Source organism: Caulobacter sp. HJHS_5 (assembly GCF_056683955.1).
The window spans coordinates 210,001-226,488 of the sequence record NZ_JBWZNC010000008.1 but is presented as its reverse complement, the minus strand read 5'-3'; the positions used below and the strand labels follow the sequence as shown (position 1 = coordinate 226,488).

Here is a 16,488-nt window from a genome sequence, read left to right as displayed (position 1 = left end):
CTCCCTGTCACGCCCGGTTTTAGTGTGCGGGGGCGTGGAACTTGTCGACGAAGGGTCCGGGCGCGATGTCGATCCGGGTGCCTGTCCGTCGTTTGGAGTTGAGCCATTCGGTGATCACCTCCGCACAGGTGTGATCCAGGCAGGAGAGCTTGCCCGTGTTCAGGCGCACCGCGCCGCCGTCCGGGATGGACTCGAGCGCCTTGGTGATGCGCGGCAACTGCAGGAACGTGGCGGCGCCTTCCAGCGTTACTTCGCGATCCACGCCTTCCGCGCCGTTGTTATCGGCGATGCGCAGACGCATGCGGCGAAGGTGGGGCAGCAGTTCGATCAGGGTCAGACCCATGCCGATGATGACGCCGGTCAGCAGATCGGTGGCGACCACCGCGAGGAAGGTCGCGCCCCAGATCACGGTCGGCAGAAGGCCGTAGCGATGGAACAGGTGCTTGGCGTGCTGCAGGCTGACCAGGCGCCAGCCGGTGACCACCAGCACGCCGGCGAGGGCGGCGCTGGGCACCTGGCGCAGGACGAACGGGGCCAGGGCGACCAGACCCAGAATCCAGACGCCGTGCAGGATCGCCGACATGCGCGTCGCAGCGCCGGCCTGGACGTTGGCCGAGCTCCGCACGATCACGCCGGTCATCGGCAGGGCGCCGGCCGCGCCGCACAGCATGTTGCCGACGCCCTGAGCGAACAGCTCCTTATTGTACTTGGTGCGCGGACCGGTGTGCATGCGGTCCACCGCGGCGGCAGAGAGCAAGGTCTCGGCCGAGGCGATGAAGGCGATGGCCAGGGCGGTGATCAGCAGGGCCGGGTCGGCCATCTTGGCGAAGTTAGTGGCGGTCGGCGTATCGATGGCCGCCAGGATCGATTCCGGGACCTGGATGCGCTTGACGTCGAGGGCAAAGGCGCCGGCCACCAGGGTGCCGGCCAGCACGCCCAGCAGGGCGCCGGGGAGAAGCTTGAGCTTGGCGGGGCGAATCTTCTCCCAGCCGATCATGAAGGCGATGGTGATCACGCCGACGGCGAGGGCCGATTCCGTCTGACCCAGGGTGGGTGTCAGGCTCATGAACTGGGCGGGGATCGCCGCCAGGTTCTCAAGGCCGTGCGGCAGCGGGCTGTCGCCGAACAGCACGTGAATCTGGCCGGCGACGATCAGCAGGCCGATGCCGGCGAGCATGCCGTGCACCACGGCCGGCGAGATGGCGCGGAACCATTGACCGAGCTTCAGGGCGCCGGCGATCACCTGGATCAGGCCGGCCACGATCAGCAACGGGCCGAGCAGGCCGATGCCGTGTTTCTGCACGATTTCGAAGACGATCACCGCCAGGCCGGCGGCCGGGCCGCTGACCTGCAGCGGCGAGCCGGCCAGGGCGCCGACGATAATGCCGCCGATGATGCCGGTGATCAGGCCCTTTTCAGCCGGAACGCCGGAGGCGATGGCGATGCCCATGCAGAGCGGCAGGGCCACCAGGAAGACGACGAGCGACGCCGTAAGGTCGCGCGAAAAAACGCCGCCACGCTTTTCAGACGTGGCGGCAGGGCTGGAAACTTGAGAAGTCATTCTGCGGCGTACCGGATCATCATTTCAGGGGCCGCGACGCGGCGGGCGGGAGCGAGGGCCACTGGCAGGCGGCCTTCACGATCGGCGGGCTTGAACTGGCCGGTCTCGCCTTCGAGGGCGAGAATCGCGCCGGTTTCGATGTCGAAGAACCAGCCGTGCAGGGTCAGTTCGCCGCGCGCGATGGCGGAGGCGACCGACGGGTGGGTTCGCAGGTGGTTGATCTGCATGGCCACGTTTTCCAGCGCGGTGGCGCGGGCGGCCGCGGCGTCGTCCAGATCGTCGTAGGCGGCGCAGACCACGCAATGCGCGGCATGGGCGTGGCGCAGCCAGGCGGCGACGTTGGGCATCGCCTCGAGCGCCTTCGGATCGCGGAAGGCCTTCATGGCGCCGCAGTCCGAATGACCGCAGACGACGATGTCGCGTACGCCCAGGGCCACGACGGCGTATTCGACCGCCGAGGAAACGCCGCCGTTCATGGTCTGGAACGGAGGCACGATATTGCCGGCGTTGCGGCAGACGAAAAGATCACCGGGAAGCGCCTGGGTGATCTGCTCGGGCACCACGCGGCTGTCCGCGCAGGAGATCATCAGAGCCTTGGGTGTCTGCCCGTCGCTCGCGAGGCGCTGGTAGAGGGCGCTCTGTTGAGGGAACACCTCCCCCTTGAACAGGGTCGCCCGCTCAAGCCAGTTGTCCATGACGAAACTCCAGGTCCATCGAGGATGGGGTGCGATGGCGACCCGGGTGGGCGTCCCCCAGGGGTGGGATCGGCTCCCTCTCAGGCCACCATCGCCCTTGGAAGGTGCGTTACGGGCGTGTCTTGTGCGCAGCAGCAACGTATCAAAACGTTGCGTGGCCTGGGTTTCAGGCGCGGTAGGGCAGCCGGATTTCGGCGCAGAGCCCGCCTTCGGGACGGTTCGACAGCACGAACTCGCCGCCTTCCGCCACGGTCATTTTCTCGACGGTGGAAAGGCCGAGACCGAGGCCGGCGGTATTGCGGGCCCGCGCGTCGTCGAGGCGGGTGAACGCCTCCTTCACCCGCGCCATCTGGGATTCCGGGATGCCCGGACCGTCGTCGCAGACCCGCACGATCACCCGATCGCCGACGATCGACAGGCTGACGTCGGCGCAGCCGCCATAGGTCAGGGCGTTCTGCACCAGATTGTCGATGGCCCGTTTCACCGCGCTTGGCCGCAGCCGGGTCGAAAGACGTTCCGGCCCGTCGTAGGTGGCGCGGCCGCCGGCGTCGGTGGCGTCATCGACGATGGTCATGCAGAGCGTCGCCAGGTCGACCAGCCGCTGGGGCTCGCTGTCCTGCACCCCGCCGAGGTAGGCCAGCAGGGAGTTGAGCATTTCAGCCATTTCCTCGACGTCCTGTTCGAGGGCGGTGCGGGTTTCGCGGTCCTTCACCAGGCCTGCGCGCAGACGCAGGCGCGAGAGCGGCGTGCGCAGGTCGTGGCTCACGGCGGCCAGGGCGTGGGTGCGCGCCGCCAGCAGCTCGGTGATGCGCGTCTGCATGGCGTTGAAGGCGTGCGCCACGCGGCGCAGGTCCCCCGCCCCCTCCTCCCGCACATAGACCGGATCCCCCTTGCCGACGCTCTCGGCCGCCCGCGCCAGGGCGCGAAGCGGAAGGCCGAGACTGCGCAGCAGCAGGGTCGAGGCGATAACCAGGCCGATCGACATCACGGCGGCCGAGCCGAGCGCGGCCAGAACGGTCGCCCAGGGCGTCGCCTCGGAACGCGAGATGACCAGCACGCTGGTGCCGTCGTTCAACTGCGCCGAGCCCATCAGCCGCATCGATTCCGCCCACGGCGATCCGCCGTAGAAATCGACACGCAGGTGTTCGTCGAGCGTCGGCTCCCAGCGGCGCATGTCCGCCGCGAGCTTGGCGAGTTCCGAGTTCTTGTGCGCCTTCGGCAGCGGCGAGATCGACTGCCAGGTGACGCGCACGCCTTCGGTCGAGAGCTCGTGGCTGGCTTCGGCGCGCCGTTCGGGCGGGGTGTCGTTCATCACGCCCGCGGCCACCACCAATTGCTCGGCCACGCGTTGGGCCTGCGACAGGCGCGTGGTTTTCACTTCGACGTATTCGTAGACGGCGGAGCTGCCGATGAACTCCAGGACCACAGCGCACATCAGCACGAGGATAACCCGGCCGATGAAAGCCTGCGGCCAGATCCGCAGGTGCATCAGAGGCGCTTGACCGGGTGGGCGAACATGTAGCCGACGCCGCGAACGGTGCGGATCACCGTATCCTGGCCGCCGGCGCCGGCGAGCTTGCGTCGCAGGCGGCTGACCAGCACGTCGATGCTGCGGTCGGAAGCGTCCGCCAGGCGGGCGCGGGAAAGCTCCAGCAGCCGCTCGCGGCCGATAACGCGTTGCGGCTGGGAAACGAAGGCCAGCAGCAAGTCGAACTCGGCGCCCGAAAGCTCGACGGCGGCGCCGTCGGGGGCGAACAGTTCGCGGCTAGCGGGATCGAGGATCCAGCCGCCGAACGACAGCTGCGCGCGGCTGTTGGACGGCGCGGCGACCATCTGGCCCTGGCTGCGGCGCAGGGTGGCGCGAATGCGGGCGACCACTTCCTTGGCGCTGAAAGGCTTCGGAATGTAGTCGTCGGCGCCCAGTTCCAGACCGACCAGGCGGTCGGCCTCCTCGGCGCGGGCGCTGAGAATGATGATCGGCACGTCGCTGGTGCGGCGGATGGCGCGACAGAGGTCGAAGCCGGTCGGCCCCGGCAGCATCACGTCGAGCAGGATCATGTCGACGGGCCCGCTTTCTAGCAGGCGAGCCATCTCCGGGCCTGAGCCGGCGCTCAGAGTCCGAAAGCCGTTCTCGCGCAGGACACGGGTCAGCAGAGTGCGCAGGCTCGGGTCGTCTTCAACGACCAGAACCGTCGGCGCCGCCGTGGCCAGGGAGTCCATTTGCAGTTCGAGCATTCGATTCCGCTACAAGATCAGAAACTAAGTAGGGGTGATGAAAAAACAGGCAAGGCCGCGACGACGCTTTTCCGCCGCCACGGCCCTGGCGCGCTGGCTAGGCGTTCGCGACCTGAGCGCCCGCGCAGGCCTTGGAGACCAACGCATGGACCGCCCCTGCGTTCGAGGCGCGGGCGTCCTGGCTGTGGAATTGCACGGCCAGCTTGCCGTTCTTCACCGCGGCGGCGCGGACGGCGCTGTGTTCGGCGACCGACGGAGCGATCCCGGCCAGGCAGCTGGCGTCGGCGTGCGAAATGGTGATGGCGGCCTGACGCGCCTTATGGACAGCCTCGGTGTGCCACAGGCCCGAACCGACCGGACCGGCGAAGGCGGGCGCCGCGAAGGCGCCGATCGCGAGGGCGAGAGAAAGCTTGCGCATGGATGTCTCCTTGATTGCAGGACCGTGTCGATCGGCCATGCCAACGAAGTATTGGAGCCAGTTTGCTGGCGAACATCGCCTTTGTGACAAACCGTGACGGTGCGTATCGGAAGATTTCCGAGGGCTTTCTTCCGTGTTTTCAGGCCCTTGCGAGGGAGACTGCCGTCACCCTGGCAGCCCGGACCGAATGATCGCGCTCGGTTTATGCAACCTGCGATACTCAGGCCGTTACGCCCGAGCCCGCCCGCGATCGTCACCGCGGCGGTCCGAGCCCACGGCGATTTTCAATTCCGATTGGCGGGCGGGCTGAAAAAGCAAAAAGCCGGCCCGTTGGGGCCGGCTTTAAGGTGGTGCCGCCGGGCAGGATTGAACTGCCGACCTCAGCCTTACCAAGGATGCGCTCTACCACTGAGCTACGGCGGCGAAAGAGAGGGCGCCCTATAGCGAATGTCGTCGCCGCCGGGAAGCGGAAATTCCAGCTTGCGCGGAACCGTTCGCCAACCACTGTTTTGCAGGTGCGTACATGAGGCTGCGGGAGTATCGATTACGCGTGCGCGGGGCGAGCCAGAAACCGGATGAAAACGGGGTCCCGGCCGCGGCGATAAACGCCGAGCGGCTGGCGCTTCTGCACGCCTATGGAGTTCTGGACACCCCGCCGGAGTCCGAGTTCGACGACATCGCCCAAGTCGCCGCCGCCCTCTGCGGAACCCCGACCGCGCTGATCAACCTCGTGGACGCCGACCGCCAGTGGTTCAAGGCGCGCGTCGGCATGGACGTCTCCGAGACGCCGATTCTCCAGTCGGTCTGCATCCACGGCCTGTCCGGCGACGAGCTCTTGATCGTGCCGGACCTGACGGCCGATCCCCGGACCCGCGAAATCCCGGCCGTGGCCGCCGCCGACGGCGCCCGCTTCTACGCCGGCGCCCCGTTGATCGCGCCGGAGGGCCTGACGCTGGGCATGCTCTGCGTCGTGGACACCAAGCCTCGCCCGGAAGGCCTCACGCCCGCCCAGGCGACGGGCCTGCGTGTGCTCGCCCGCCAAGCCATGCGCCTGCTGGACATCCGCCGCACGGCGCATACCGAACGCCTCGCGGACACCCGGCTGCATGACGCCCTGGCGGTGACTACCCACCTGGCGCAGGAGAACGCCGCCCGGTATCGCGCCGCACAGCAGGCCGCCGGCATCGGCACCTTCGAGATCGATATCGCCACCAACGTGATGACCATCTCCGAGGAGTTCTGCCGCCTGTTCGGCATGGCGATCCAGACCACCGTCGACGCCACCGAATTCCTGGAAAACCTCTTCGAGGAAGACCGTGGCCTGGCGTCCAGCGAGGAAAGCCGTCGCCTAGGTGAGCTTGGTCGCGACGCCCAGTATCGCATCCGCCGCGCCGACGACGGTCGCGTCCGCTGGCTCAGCCGCCGCGGCGCCTTCGTGCGCGACGCCGCCGGCCAGCCGATCAAGATGTTCGGCGTGGTGCAGGACATCACCGACGAGCGCCTGGGCCGCGACCGCATCGCCGCCCTGCTGGCGCTGGGCGACCGACTGCGCATCGCCGCGAGCGAAAGCGAGGTGGTCGACGCCGCGCTCGACACCCTGATCGGCGTGTTGGGCGCCGCCCGCGTCGGCTACGCGCGGCTCGATCGGGCCAACGACAGGCTGGCGGTCGAGCGCGACCGCACCGACGGCCGCGTGCGCAGCCTGGTGGGCGTCCACACGCTCAGCCGCTTTCCGGCCACCCTGCTGGGACTTTTGTCGGGCGAGCCGTTGGCCGTGGGCGACCTGCACGACTCCCTCGCCCTCGCCACCGATCGGCCGACGTTCGACGTCATGGGCGTCCGCGCGGCGATCCAGGCCCCCTTGATGGAGGGCGACGATCTCGTCGGGGTAGTGTTCGTGCACGAGACCGCCCCCCGCGCCTGGTCCCATGAGGAGATCGGCTTCGTCGAAGGCGTGACCGACCGCATGGAGGCCGCCATGGCGCGGGCCCAGGCCGAGGCGGCGCAGGAGGTGCTCAACCTCGAACTCAGCCACCGCCTGAAGAACAGCTTCGCCATGGTTCAGGCTCTGGCCATGCAGACGCTCAAGCCGGTGGCGGACCGAGGGCCGGTGGAGAACTTCGACAGCCGCCTGCACGCCCTGGCGGCCGCCCACGACCTCCTGCTGCAGCGCAGCTGGTCCTCGACGGCCCTTCTCGACATCCTGACCGCCGTGGGCGAAAGCCTGGGCATCCGGGCCCGCCTCGATCTTTCCGGTCCCAAGGTGATGCTGGGGTCCAAATCGACGCTCGCCACCTCGCTGCTGATCCACGAGTTGGCCACCAATGCGCTGAAGTATGGATCGCTGTCGGTCGAGAGCGGCCGCGTGGAGATTCGTTGGGAAGTGGACAATGCGACGCTGGACCCGACCCTGACCGTCGCTTGGCGGGAGTACGACGGCCCGCGCACATCGCCCCCCGCTCAGCGAGGCTTCGGCTCGCGCCTGATCGGCATGGGCCTGGTCGGCCGTGGCGGCGCCAAGCTCGACTACCGCCCCAGCGGACTCGTCGCGACGTTCCGCTCTCCGATGTCGCAGATCGCAACCAGCCTTTGATCATGAGCAAGCCGCCCCCGCCCCACGACGAGAAGGCCCGTCGAGAAGCGCGGCTCGCCCAGGCCCTGCGCGCCAATCTGCGCCGCCGCAAGACGGGCCCCGCCCCCTCGCCCGCCAAGCCGGACGACGAGCAGGAATCCTAGGCGAACCTGGCTTTTGGAATGTGCGTGATACGGCAGGCGAGATCCGCCTCTCCGGAAGCGACGATATAGCTGTCGCCGTGATCGACGACGCCGGTCGTGAACACCACGTTCGACAGATACATCTGATGTTCGAGCGGCTTGGTGAGGTCGGCGTTGGGCTCGATCAAGGCCGCCTCGTCTTCAAGCCGCAGAATCCGCGACGGATCTTCCAGATCGAGCAGCGCCCAGAAGGTGCGGTAGATGCCGACAACCTCGTGGCTTTCCACCCCGTGATAGAGCACCAGCCAACCGTCGTCGGTGCGGATCGGTTGGGCGCCGCCGCCCATGCGTGAGCTGATCGTCGTGCCTTTGCGCGGGCGGATGCCGGGCTTATCGCAGGGCTTCCAGTGCAGGGCGTCGGGGCTGGTCGCCAGATTGATCGAAGGGCCGCTGCGATAGGGGCTGTCCGGCGCATAGGTGAAATAGAGGTCGCCCAGCGGCCGGGTCAGGGCCCAAAACTTGCCGCCTACCCTGCCCTCGAACAGCAGCATGTCCTTGTTTTGGTGATCCAGGACAATGCCTTGCAGCTGGTAGTTCAAGCCATCGCTCGAGGTATAGAGTGTCGTGGAGTGGCGCTCGGCGCTCACCGAACAGGTGGTCAGGTAGTAGACCCCGTCGACCAGGCTGATCCGCGCGTCCTCGACGCCGTACTCCTGGTAGGTGCGCGCAGGCGCGACAGCCTTGTCGTAGTGCACCGCCTTCACGCGCAGGCCGTCCGGCGACAGCTGCACCGGCAGAATCCAGGACAGGGAGGTCAGACCCATCACCCGGTGCTGCGCCTGGCGCAGCAGGAATTTACGCGGGTCCCTGGTGTCGGCCGCCTCGATGTCGTGGCCGTCGAGCCGATAATGCCCGTCCTCATCCCAGCGGATGGCGTGGATATGGCCCTCGACCACCGGCTCGCGCAGCGCCTCGGCCACCCGCACCATCATCAAGAGGTCGCCGTTCGGCAGGCGGGTGAGGCCGGGGTTGAAGGCGCCGAGGGTATAGGTCTCGGCATCGAGCGAACCGCGCAGCGGCGATCGGGCCAGGTCCACGTCGTCCGGCGTGAACACCAGGCGGTCGACTTCAAAGCTCATCACAGCCCTCCCGTCGATCAGTTCTGGATGCGCGGTTCGATCCGAACTTCGGTGACGGTGCAGCGTTCGGGCTGGGTGAGGATATAGTGGACGCCCACGGCGATATCCTCGGCGCGCAGCATCTCGCCCTTGCCGATCGCCTCCCGCTGCTCCTCGGGCGTCTCGCCCTTGCGGAGGTCCGCGCCGACCATGCCGGGTTCGACCAGCGAGACGCGGATGTTCTTCTCGGCCAGTTCCTCGCGCAGACTCTTGGAGAAAGCCCGGTTCGCCGCCTTGCTGGCGGAATAGACCGAGCCCGGCCCCGTCGCGTCCTGGCTGATCGAGCCGATGATCACGATGTGGCCCTCGCCTCTCGGCGCCATGCGCTCGACCGCGGCCTTGGCGCAGGCCATGTAGCCGAGCACGTTGGTTTCCATCACATACCGCCAGTCGGCGTCGGACGATTTGGTCAGGCCTTCGCCCGCGATGCCGGCGTTGGCCACCAGGATATCGAGACCGCCGAACGCCTCATCGACGGCGGCGAACACCCGGGCGACGTCCTCGGCCTTGGCGGTGTCGGCGGTCATGCCCTCCGCCTCGGCGCCGCTGCTGCGGATGTGCTCCAGGGCGACCCGTAGTTCCGGCTCGTGACGTCCGAAAACGAAGACGCGCGCACCGTACGATCCCAGCAGGGCGGCGATGGCCCGGCCGATGCCGGTGGTGCCGCCGGTGACCAGCACGCGCTTGCCGCTCAGCGGCGTCACGGCGGTGTGCATGTCGCGCACCTCCGCCGAGTCGAAGGTGTCTTCCATCATTCCGTCCACGGCCCGGCTCCCTTGTTCCCAGCGGGAAAGGCTCAGGCGGCGGATGGGTTCCGAAGCGCCAGCTAGAACAGGCCTTCGAGACTCGGCGGCGGCGGCGGGGGGGCGGGAGCGGGCGAGGGCGGTGGAGCCTCGATCACTGGAGCGACCGGCGCGATCACCACCGGCGCTGCGACGACGGGGGCTTCCACCACGGTCTCCACCGGTTCGGGAGCGGGAGGCGGCGGCGGCTCGGCGACCGGGGCCAGCGCCACGGCCACCTTGGCGCCGGAGAAGTCTGGGCCGGTGGCGGCCTTGGTCCCACGCGTATCACCCGGCAGGCGGGTGGTGTGGTCGCCGGTGTTGAGCCCCAGGTAGAAGCCGATGGCGGCGAGCGCGATCATCGCGCCGACGACCAGGCGCAACGCGGGCCGGCGCGGGCCGGTGACGGCGAAGTCGCCCAGCGTATCCTCGTAGGTGTCGGCCATGGCCGCCTTCCCAACTCCGTTCAAGGCGGCATCCTAGCGCAAATTCCGAACGAAAGGAGTCGCTCAGCCGCCACGGCGACGGCGCGGTTTCCGCTTCGCCCCGGCGTGGAGCTCAGGCGGCGGGCCGTGACGGCGCTCGATATCCTTCTGCAGGGCCTTGGCCGCCATCAGATGGCCAGGGAAGAAAAAGTCGACGGCGTCGCCCACGATGGGAATTTCGGTGGTTGCGGTGTCCACGGCCAGATAGGCCGCCATCCGCGCCAGTGTGGCGACCGAGGCCCCCGTCCGCAGGGCCTGGACCAACAGAAAGCCGCCCGCCCCGACGGTGTAGACCAACCCCGCGCCGGGGATGAAGGTCAGCACGCCGTCCATGCCGACGCCGAAGGGGCCGATGCCGATCACCCGGTCCGAAAGCGCTTTCACGCGGTCTACCGATCGCCAGATGCGATGATGCCGGTCGGCCTCGCCGCCGATGGGCGGAGCGTCGTTCAGCGGCATGTCGTCCAGGCTCGCGGTCTTGGTCGGCATGGCTTGCTAACGTCCAGCCTGCGCGGCGGCTCCCACGCGGCGTCGTTCGGCGATAACATCGGCCAATGGCCGCGCCCAACAGCATCGACGCCTACATCGCCGCCCAACCCGAGGCGGCCCGCGCCGCGCTGGAGGCCGTGCGCGCGGCGATCCGGCGAGGCATGCCCAAGGCGGAGGAGCGCATCGCCTACGGCATGCCGGCCTACAGCCTGAACGGAAAGCGGGTGCTCTATTTCGCCGGCTGGAAGACGCACGTGGCGGTCTATCCGACCTCTCGCGCCATGGAGGCGGCGATGGCCGAGGACCTCGCGCCCCATCGGGCGGCCAAGGACAGTCTGCATTTCAAGCTGAACAGCCCAATGCCGGTCGGACTGATCGAACGGATCGCGGCCTTTCGCGCCGTGGAAGACTACGGCTGAGCGGCCAGCCGCTTGGCCTGCGAAACCCAGGCGTCGCGCACGGCTCGGCCGCGCAGGTTCAGCGCCTTGTCGATCTCGCCGAGCTGATCGGCGTTCCACGCGGCGATCTGGGTGAAGGTGGTCACGCCCTGTTCGGCGAGCTGCGCGGCCAGCCGAGGCCCCACACCGACCAGACGGGTGAGGTCGTCCGCGGCGGCCTTGGCGGCGTTCTGAACGGCGGGGATCGGCGCGGGCTCGGGCGCGACGGCGACCGGTTGTTCGATCATCGGATCGACGACCAGGCCGGCGGCGTCCGCCACCGCCTCGGCGGCGCTCTTGGTGGCCGTGTCGGCCTCATCGACGGGCTCTTCGTCCTCCGGGGCGAATGTGGCGGATTCGACCGGCACGGCGGGAACGCCGCCCGCCGCAACCACGCCGCCGGCGCACTCCAGCGCCAGATCGCGCGTCCAGCGCGCCATCCACCACCAGGTCGAGGCGGTGGCGGCCGCCGCGCCGAAGGCGAACCACAGAGGTGACGCTACGCCGACGGGGAAACGGAGGGCGGCTTCAGGATCGAGGCGTTGGCCTTCAGATCCCAACGGTTCCTGACTGATCGCCATATCCCGCCTCCAAATTGTCTTGTGCAGCGCAGCATATCACGGGTCGCGATTTCGCCCAAGGGGCGAGCTTAACCTTCACATTTCAAACGCGGTGACCCGACCAAGCGCTCCATTATTTCCGAGCGTTTCCGCCACCCAACGGCAGATGGACCGCAGAGACGCCTCAATGCCCTTCGGCGGGTTGATCAGCACCATGGCGCAGCCGTTCATCTTCAGCGGCTCGCGCAACGGCTTCAGCCGCGCCTCTGCCACCAGGAATGGTCCTGGCGACAGGTCTTCCAGGCCGCGCAGGAAAGCGTCGAAGGTCTCCAGGTCCTTCAGCGGCAACCAGATCGCGACGTGCGCGTCAGGCTCGGCGGCCTGGGCCGCGGCGACGGCGCCCAGAATGTTGTCGTAGTCGTCAGGGCGTTCGAACGGAGGATCGATGACCAGCAGGGCGCGGAAACCGCGCGGCGGCGGAACAGCGGCGGCCGCATAGCCGTCGCCGAGCCGCGCCTCGGCGTTGCGGAAGGCGCCGAGCGTCTCCTGCAGGGCGGCGTGATCGTCGGCCCGCAGCTCGCAGCCGACATAGCGGTCGCCGGATCGAAGCCGTTCGGCGACCAGCAGGGGCGAGCCTGGATAGTAGCGGACACCGCCCTCGGGATTCAGTCGCCGCACCGTCGTCTTCAACGCCTCGAAGGCCACCGGCGCGTCGGCGTCGGCCATCAGGCGCACGATCCCGGCCTCGGCCTCGCGCGTCTTGCCCGCCAAAGCGCCGGAGAGATCGTAGCCTCCCGCCCCCGCGTGCGTGTCGAGCACGTGCAAGGGCGCCGCATCGCGCTGCAGGGCCTCCAGCAGCACGGTCAAGGTCGCGTGCTTCACCAGGTCCGCGAAGTTGCCGGCGTGGAAGGCGTGGCGATAGTTCATGCCCCCGCTCTACCCCCTGCCCTCGGCATCCGGAACCCCGACCCGCGCCTCACGTTGTCGGCCAGATAGTCGGAGATTGCTCGGATGAGCCGCTCATTCGCCAAGGGCTCGAAGGTGAAATGGACTTGGGGAGCGCATGAGGCCCACGGCGAAGTGGTGGATCGCTTTGAAAAGCGTGTCACCCGCACTCTCAAGGGCGAGAAGGTGACGCGCAACGCCAGCCTCGAGGAGCCGGCCTATCTGATCCGGCAGGAAGACGGCGATCGCGTCCTGAAATCTCAGTCCGAACTGAGCCGGGGTTGAGCGGGATGGCGCGCGATGTTCCCGACGAACTGCTCAGCGGAGTAAACGCCGCCGAAGAGGCCGGCCTCAGCTATTGCAGCGATCGTTCTCCCGGCCTGACGCGGACCCGCACGCGCGCGGGCCGCTTCACCTATCACGACCGCAAGGGCGAGCCGGTGAAGGACGCCCGCACCCTCGATCGCATCGCCAAGCTGGCCATTCCGCCGGCCTGGACCGATGTATGGATCTGCCCCAAGGCGGACGGCCACATCCAGGCGATCGGCCGCGACGCCAAGGGCCGCAAACAGTACCGCTACCACGCCCGGTGGCGGGCGGTGCGCGACGAGGCCAAGTACGACCGCATGATCGCCTTCGGCCGCGCCCTGCCGAGGCTGCGCCGCCGCGTTGAGGCCGACCTCGCGCGTCGCGGCCTGCCGCGAGAGAAAGTGCTGGCCGCCGTCGTCCGCCTGCTCGAGGTCACGCTTATCCGGGTGGGCAACGACGAGTATGCCAAGGCCAACAAGAGTTATGGCCTCACCACCCTGCAGAAACGCCACGTGAAGGTAGCCGGCGCGGGCGCGGTGTTCGAATTTCGCGGCAAGAGCGGCGTGACCCACCGCACCGGCTTCCACGACCGGCGCCTGGTGCGCATCGTGCGCGCCTGCCAGGACCTGCGTGGCCAGCGCCTGTTTCAGTATGTCGATGAGGAGGGCGAGCGGCGGCCGATCGAGAGCCACGACGTCAACGATTACCTGCGCGCGGCCATGGGCGGCGAGTTCACCGCTAAGGACTTTCGCACCTGGGCGGCCAGCCTCTCGGCCATGCGCGCCCTGGCCGAGCAACCGCCCGCCGACAGCCAGGCGGCGTTCAAGCGGATCAGCAATCTCTGCGTGAAGGCTGTCGCGGGCCTGCTCGGCAACACCCCCGCCGTCTGCCGCGCGGCCTATATCCACCCGGCGGTGTTCGAGGCCTATCAGGCCGGCGGTCTGTCGAAACGGGCCGCCACGGAGGCGGCGTTGCTGAAGCTGCTCAAAGCCGCCCGCGACGCGGCCGGCAAGGCTTGAACCGTCGCACAGCCCGGCTATGCCACGCGCCATGCCCCTTCGCGCCCTCGTCGCCCTCGCCTCGCTTCTGGTTCTCGCCGCCTGCGCGCCACGTCCCCCAGCCCTCGCCCCGGTTGTCGCCGGCGCGGATCCCACCGCCTGCGCCGCCGCCGGCGGAAGCGTTCGTCCCGTCTGTCGCTTGGGCCGGGCGATGTGCGTGGTTCCGTTCAAGGACGCCGGCAAGATCTGCACCGACAAGACTCAATGCGAGGGCGGCTGCCTCTACGAGGGCGCGCCGGTCGCGGCGGACGGCGCGACGACCGGCGTCTGCCGCAAGAACAACGACCCCTGCGGCTGCCGTGAGGAGGTCGTGGCGGGCAAGCGCGCCGACGGGGTCTGCGTCGACTAGGCGCGACGGCCTAGAGGGCCGCGGGCCAGGTCGTTGAGCGACACAGCGACCATGCGGCGAGCGCTGGCTTTGAGCGGGTCGGAGGCTTCCTGGCCCTCAAGGTTTAAACCTGCGAACGCCTCGACCTTCGCCTCGATCTTTCCGCCCCAAGCAATTGATCCAAAATGCAAAAACGCCGGCCGTCTGAGGGAAGACGGGCCGGCGTGAAGTTGGAGGTCGATGCTCTCTTAGAACTAGACGTCGCGGCCACGGACACCCCACACGTCAAGCGCGAATAAAATTCGAGCCGCTGGTCAATAACCAGCGCCCGTCCGCCTCCGCCCGCCGGGCCACTGGGCGAAAACGGCGCTCTTGGCCAACGAAAGCCGCCTCGACAGCGCCCAAAAGCAAAAAGCCCCGCTCGAAAGCGGGGCTTTTTTTCTCGATCTTGGGTGCGGGAGCAGGATTTGAACCTGCGACCTTCAGGTTATGAGCCTGACGAGCTACCGGGCTGCTCCATCCCGCGGCAAATCAGGCCGCGATGGCGTCGTGAGGGAAGGGTCAGATGAGAAATCATGCGTGTAAAGCACTCATGATCTAGGAATGCATCCCTTCGGCGGACCTGGCGGCGACCTACTCTCCCGTGCCTTGAGACAAAGTACCATTGGCCCTGGGGGACTTAACGACCGAGTTCGGAATGGGATCGGGTGGGGAACCCCCGGCAAAGCCACCAGGTCGGCGGAAGGGATGCGAGAAGACATCGAATGTATTGACTTGGTGTTGCGCTACAAAGCGCGGCATGAGTTCAACTGAGGAACGATCAAGCCTATCGAGCGATTAGTACCAGTAAGCTCCATGCGTCACCGCACTTCCACACCTGGCCTATCAACGTAGTAGTCTGCTACGGCTCTCGGCGAAGCCTTGTTTTGAGGTTAGTTTCCCGCTTAGATGCTTTCAGCGGTTATCTATTCCACACTTAGCTACCCTGCTGCGCGGCTGGCGCCACGACAGGTCCACCAGAGGTGTGTCCATCCCGGTCCTCTCGTACTAGGGACAGATCCTCTCAAGCTTCGTACACCCACGGCAGATAGGGACCAAACTGTCTCACGACGTTCTGAACCCAGCTCACGTACCACTTTAATCGGCGAACAGCCGAACCCTTGGGACCTGCTCCAGCCCCAGGATGTGATGAGCCGACATCGAGGTGCCAAACTTTGCCGTCGATATGGACTCTTGGGCAAAATCAGCCTGTTATCCCTAGAGTACCTTTTATTCGTTGAGCGATGGCCCTTCCACGCAGGACCACCGGATCACTATGGCCGACTTTCGTCTCTGATCGACTTGTCAGTCTCTCAGTCAGGCGGGCTTATGCCATTGCACTCGACGACCGATTTCCGACCGGTCTGAGCCCACCATCGCGCGCCTCCGTTACACTTTGGGAGGCGACCGCCCCAGTCAAACTGCCCGCCACGCCATGTCCCGGACCCGGATAGACGGGCCGCGGTTAGACGTCAGCAACAGCAAGGGTGGTATTTCAAGGATGGCTCCACCGGAACTGGCGCCCCGGGTTCATAGCCTCCCACCTATCCTACACATGTTGCTGCTAACGCCAAGGCGAAGCTGCAGTAAAGGTTCATAGGGTCTTTCCGTCTGACCGCGGGAACCCCGCATCTTCACGGGGAATTCAATTTCGCTGAGCCTATGCTGGAGACAGTGGGGAAGTCGTTACGCCATTCGTGCAGGTCGGAACTTACCCGACAAGGAATTTCGCTACCTTAGGACCGTTATAGTTACGGCCGCCGTTTACCGGGGCTTCAATTCGGAGCTTGCACCCCTCCTTTTAACCTTCCGGCACCGGGCAGGCGTCAGACCCTATACGTCGCCTTACGGCTTCGCAGAGCCCTGTGTTTTTGATAAACAGTCGCTACCCCCTGGCCTGTGCCACTCTCATCTGGTTGCCCAAAAGAGAGTCACGCTTATCCCGAAGTTACGCGTGCAATTTGCCGAGTTCCTTCAGCATAGTTCTCTCAAGCGCCTTGGTATACTCTACCTGACCACCTGTGTCGGTTTCGGGTACGGTCTCTGTGTGAGTTATTTCCAGGGACAGCTTCCCTGCCAGGACAATCCAATAAGCCCTAACAAGTTACGCCATCCGTCACTTCACACTGGCCCAGGAATATTCACCTGGTTCCCATCGACTACGCCTTTCGGCCTTGCCTTAGGGGCCGGCTAACCCTGCGCAGATTAGCTTTACGCAGGAACCCTTGGTCTTTCGGCGAGAGTGTCTCTCACA

General features: G+C 67.0%; 17 protein-coding genes, 2 tRNA genes and 2 rRNA genes (1 of these 21 only partly in view). 6 read left to right on the top strand and 15 right to left on the bottom strand.

Translation table 11 applies throughout. The features are described from left to right. Nucleotides 1–19: 19 nt before the first annotated feature. The 6 genes from ACFLIT_RS16920 to ACFLIT_RS16895 all read right to left on the bottom strand — a co-directional run bounded on the left by ACFLIT_RS16920 (nucleotide 20) and on the right by ACFLIT_RS16895 (nucleotide 5,332). A complete protein-coding gene (locus tag ACFLIT_RS16920; protein WP_479912436.1) occupies nucleotides 20–1,561 on the bottom strand; it encodes a SulP family inorganic anion transporter in 1,542 nt (513 codons plus the stop codon). Beyond that, entirely contained in the window at nucleotides 1,558–2,256 is a 699-nt protein-coding gene (locus tag ACFLIT_RS16915; RefSeq protein ID WP_479912435.1) for a carbonic anhydrase, read from the bottom strand. The genes ACFLIT_RS16920 and ACFLIT_RS16915 overlap by 4 nt, the downstream gene beginning before the upstream one ends. Nucleotides 2,257–2,422: 166 nt before the next feature. Then, a complete protein-coding gene (locus ACFLIT_RS16910) occupies nucleotides 2,423–3,745 on the bottom strand; it encodes an ATP-binding protein (protein ID WP_479912434.1) in 1,323 nt (440 codons plus the stop codon). Continuing rightward, nucleotides 3,745–4,491: a response regulator gene (locus ACFLIT_RS16905; RefSeq protein ID WP_479912433.1), complete on the bottom strand. Its 747-nt coding sequence runs from the start codon at nucleotides 4,489–4,491 to the stop codon at nucleotides 3,745–3,747. Before ACFLIT_RS16905 ends, ACFLIT_RS16910 begins: the two co-directional genes overlap by 1 nt. Nucleotides 4,492–4,588: 97 nt before the next feature. Then, a complete protein-coding gene (locus tag ACFLIT_RS16900) occupies nucleotides 4,589–4,909 on the bottom strand; it encodes a hypothetical protein (protein ID WP_479912432.1) in 321 nt (106 codons plus the stop codon). Between the two features lie 348 nt (nucleotides 4,910–5,257). Further along, nucleotides 5,258–5,332, bottom strand: a tRNA-Thr gene (locus tag ACFLIT_RS16895). Between the two features lie 127 nt (nucleotides 5,333–5,459). On the opposite strand from ACFLIT_RS16895, the gene ACFLIT_RS16890 reads away from it, so the two are divergent. Next, nucleotides 5,460–7,502, top strand: coding sequence for a GAF domain-containing protein (locus ACFLIT_RS16890; protein ID WP_479912431.1), 2,043 nt, complete (start codon nucleotides 5,460–5,462; stop codon nucleotides 7,500–7,502). A gap of 2 nt (nucleotides 7,503–7,504) precedes the next feature. Further along, a complete protein-coding gene (locus ACFLIT_RS16885) occupies nucleotides 7,505–7,645 on the top strand; it encodes a hypothetical protein (protein ID WP_479912430.1) in 141 nt (46 codons plus the stop codon). Here ACFLIT_RS16885 and ACFLIT_RS16880 read toward each other — a convergent pair. The 4 genes from ACFLIT_RS16880 to ACFLIT_RS16865 all read right to left on the bottom strand — a co-directional run bounded on the left by ACFLIT_RS16880 (nucleotide 7,642) and on the right by ACFLIT_RS16865 (nucleotide 10,558). Next, nucleotides 7,642–8,763, bottom strand: coding sequence for a glycoside hydrolase family 130 protein (locus ACFLIT_RS16880; protein ID WP_479912429.1), 1,122 nt, complete (start codon nucleotides 8,761–8,763; stop codon nucleotides 7,642–7,644). The two genes, ACFLIT_RS16885 and ACFLIT_RS16880, sit on opposite strands and share 4 nt — an antisense overlap. Before the next feature lie 17 nt (nucleotides 8,764–8,780). Further along, nucleotides 8,781–9,557: an SDR family oxidoreductase gene (locus ACFLIT_RS16875; protein ID WP_479912452.1), complete on the bottom strand. Its 777-nt coding sequence runs from the start codon at nucleotides 9,555–9,557 to the stop codon at nucleotides 8,781–8,783. A gap of 71 nt (nucleotides 9,558–9,628) precedes the next feature. Beyond that, nucleotides 9,629–10,030: a hypothetical protein gene (locus ACFLIT_RS16870; protein WP_479912428.1), complete on the bottom strand. Its 402-nt coding sequence runs from the start codon at nucleotides 10,028–10,030 to the stop codon at nucleotides 9,629–9,631. Between the two features lie 63 nt (nucleotides 10,031–10,093). Next, nucleotides 10,094–10,558 (bottom strand): DUF4112 domain-containing protein, encoded by a 465-nt coding sequence (locus ACFLIT_RS16865; RefSeq protein WP_479912427.1) that lies wholly within the window; start codon nucleotides 10,556–10,558, stop codon nucleotides 10,094–10,096. Between the two features lie 65 nt (nucleotides 10,559–10,623). Here ACFLIT_RS16865 and ACFLIT_RS16860 point away from each other — a divergent pair, with 65 nt between their 5' ends. Continuing rightward, the gene (locus ACFLIT_RS16860; RefSeq protein ID WP_479912426.1) at nucleotides 10,624–10,977 is read left to right on the top strand and encodes an iron chaperone; all 354 of its coding nucleotides are present in this window, start codon (nucleotides 10,624–10,626) and stop codon (nucleotides 10,975–10,977) included. Here the strand turns inward: ACFLIT_RS16860 and ACFLIT_RS16855 are convergent. Both ACFLIT_RS16855 and rlmJ read right to left on the bottom strand, forming a co-directional pair. Then, the gene (locus ACFLIT_RS16855; protein WP_479912425.1) at nucleotides 10,968–11,576 is read right to left on the bottom strand and encodes a hypothetical protein; all 609 of its coding nucleotides are present in this window, start codon (nucleotides 11,574–11,576) and stop codon (nucleotides 10,968–10,970) included. The two genes, ACFLIT_RS16860 and ACFLIT_RS16855, sit on opposite strands and share 10 nt — an antisense overlap. A 75-nt stretch (nucleotides 11,577–11,651) precedes the next feature. Beyond that, nucleotides 11,652–12,482 (bottom strand): 23S rRNA (adenine(2030)-N(6))-methyltransferase RlmJ, encoded by an 831-nt coding sequence (gene rlmJ, locus ACFLIT_RS16850; RefSeq protein WP_479912424.1) that lies wholly within the window; start codon nucleotides 12,480–12,482, stop codon nucleotides 11,652–11,654. A gap of 84 nt (nucleotides 12,483–12,566) precedes the next feature. On the opposite strand from rlmJ, the gene ACFLIT_RS16845 reads away from it, so the two are divergent. Genes ACFLIT_RS16845 through ACFLIT_RS16835 form a run of 3 tightly spaced genes read left to right on the top strand, consistent with a single transcriptional unit; the run spans nucleotide 12,567 to nucleotide 14,216 of the window. Next, nucleotides 12,567–12,785 carry a hypervirulence associated TUDOR domain-containing protein gene (locus ACFLIT_RS16845; RefSeq protein ID WP_479912423.1) on the top strand — a complete coding sequence of 73 codons (219 nt, stop codon included), beginning with the start codon at nucleotides 12,567–12,569 and terminating at the stop codon, nucleotides 12,783–12,785. A gap of 5 nt (nucleotides 12,786–12,790) precedes the next feature. Continuing rightward, nucleotides 12,791–13,828: a DNA topoisomerase IB gene (locus ACFLIT_RS16840; RefSeq protein ID WP_479912422.1), complete on the top strand. Its 1,038-nt coding sequence runs from the start codon at nucleotides 12,791–12,793 to the stop codon at nucleotides 13,826–13,828. 31 nt (nucleotides 13,829–13,859) lie between these two features. Further along, nucleotides 13,860–14,216, top strand: a complete 357-nt coding sequence (locus ACFLIT_RS16835) for a hypothetical protein (RefSeq protein WP_479912421.1) — start codon at nucleotides 13,860–13,862, stop codon at nucleotides 14,214–14,216. Nucleotides 14,217–14,644: 428 nt separating this feature from the next. On the opposite strand, the gene ACFLIT_RS16830 is transcribed toward ACFLIT_RS16835, so the two are convergent. The 3 genes from ACFLIT_RS16830 to ACFLIT_RS16820 form a co-directional block, all read right to left on the bottom strand. Next, nucleotides 14,645–14,721, bottom strand: a tRNA-Met gene (locus ACFLIT_RS16830). A gap of 94 nt (nucleotides 14,722–14,815) precedes the next feature. After that, a 5S ribosomal RNA gene (gene rrf / locus ACFLIT_RS16825) occupies nucleotides 14,816–14,930 on the bottom strand. An 81-nt stretch (nucleotides 14,931–15,011) separates the two neighbouring features. Continuing rightward, nucleotides 15,012–16,488: ribosomal RNA gene (locus ACFLIT_RS16820) — 23S ribosomal RNA — on the bottom strand; it runs 1,311 nt beyond the window's last position.

What these genes read in the sequence shown, in the direction of transcription:
- ACFLIT_RS16920 (WP_479912436.1), bottom strand. Translation starts at nt 1,561, where the DNA reads ATGACTTCTCAAGTTTCCAGCCCTGCCGCCACGTCTGAAAAGCGTGGC.
- ACFLIT_RS16915 (WP_479912435.1), bottom strand. Translation starts at nt 2,256, where the DNA reads ATGGACAACTGGCTTGAGCGGGCGACCCTGTTCAAGGGGGAGGTGTTC.
- ACFLIT_RS16910 (WP_479912434.1), bottom strand. Translation starts at nt 3,745, where the DNA reads ATGCACCTGCGGATCTGGCCGCAGGCTTTCATCGGCCGGGTTATCCTC.
- ACFLIT_RS16905 (WP_479912433.1), bottom strand. Translation starts at nt 4,491, where the DNA reads ATGCTCGAACTGCAAATGGACTCCCTGGCCACGGCGGCGCCGACGGTT.
- ACFLIT_RS16900 (WP_479912432.1), bottom strand. Translation starts at nt 4,909, where the DNA reads ATGCGCAAGCTTTCTCTCGCCCTCGCGATCGGCGCCTTCGCGGCGCCC.
- ACFLIT_RS16885 (WP_479912430.1), top strand. Translation starts at nt 7,505, where the DNA reads ATGAGCAAGCCGCCCCCGCCCCACGACGAGAAGGCCCGTCGAGAAGCG.
- ACFLIT_RS16880 (WP_479912429.1), bottom strand. Translation starts at nt 8,763, where the DNA reads ATGAGCTTTGAAGTCGACCGCCTGGTGTTCACGCCGGACGACGTGGAC.
- ACFLIT_RS16875 (WP_479912452.1), bottom strand. Translation starts at nt 9,557, where the DNA reads ATGATGGAAGACACCTTCGACTCGGCGGAGGTGCGCGACATGCACACC.
- ACFLIT_RS16870 (WP_479912428.1), bottom strand. Translation starts at nt 10,030, where the DNA reads ATGGCCGACACCTACGAGGATACGCTGGGCGACTTCGCCGTCACCGGC.
- ACFLIT_RS16865 (WP_479912427.1), bottom strand. Translation starts at nt 10,558, where the DNA reads ATGCCGACCAAGACCGCGAGCCTGGACGACATGCCGCTGAACGACGCT.
- ACFLIT_RS16860 (WP_479912426.1), top strand. Translation starts at nt 10,624, where the DNA reads ATGGCCGCGCCCAACAGCATCGACGCCTACATCGCCGCCCAACCCGAG.
- ACFLIT_RS16855 (WP_479912425.1), bottom strand. Translation starts at nt 11,576, where the DNA reads ATGGCGATCAGTCAGGAACCGTTGGGATCTGAAGGCCAACGCCTCGAT.
- rlmJ (WP_479912424.1), bottom strand. Translation starts at nt 12,482, where the DNA reads ATGAACTATCGCCACGCCTTCCACGCCGGCAACTTCGCGGACCTGGTG.
- ACFLIT_RS16845 (WP_479912423.1), top strand. Translation starts at nt 12,567, where the DNA reads ATGAGCCGCTCATTCGCCAAGGGCTCGAAGGTGAAATGGACTTGGGGA.
- ACFLIT_RS16840 (WP_479912422.1), top strand. Translation starts at nt 12,791, where the DNA reads ATGGCGCGCGATGTTCCCGACGAACTGCTCAGCGGAGTAAACGCCGCC.
- ACFLIT_RS16835 (WP_479912421.1), top strand. Translation starts at nt 13,860, where the DNA reads ATGCCCCTTCGCGCCCTCGTCGCCCTCGCCTCGCTTCTGGTTCTCGCC.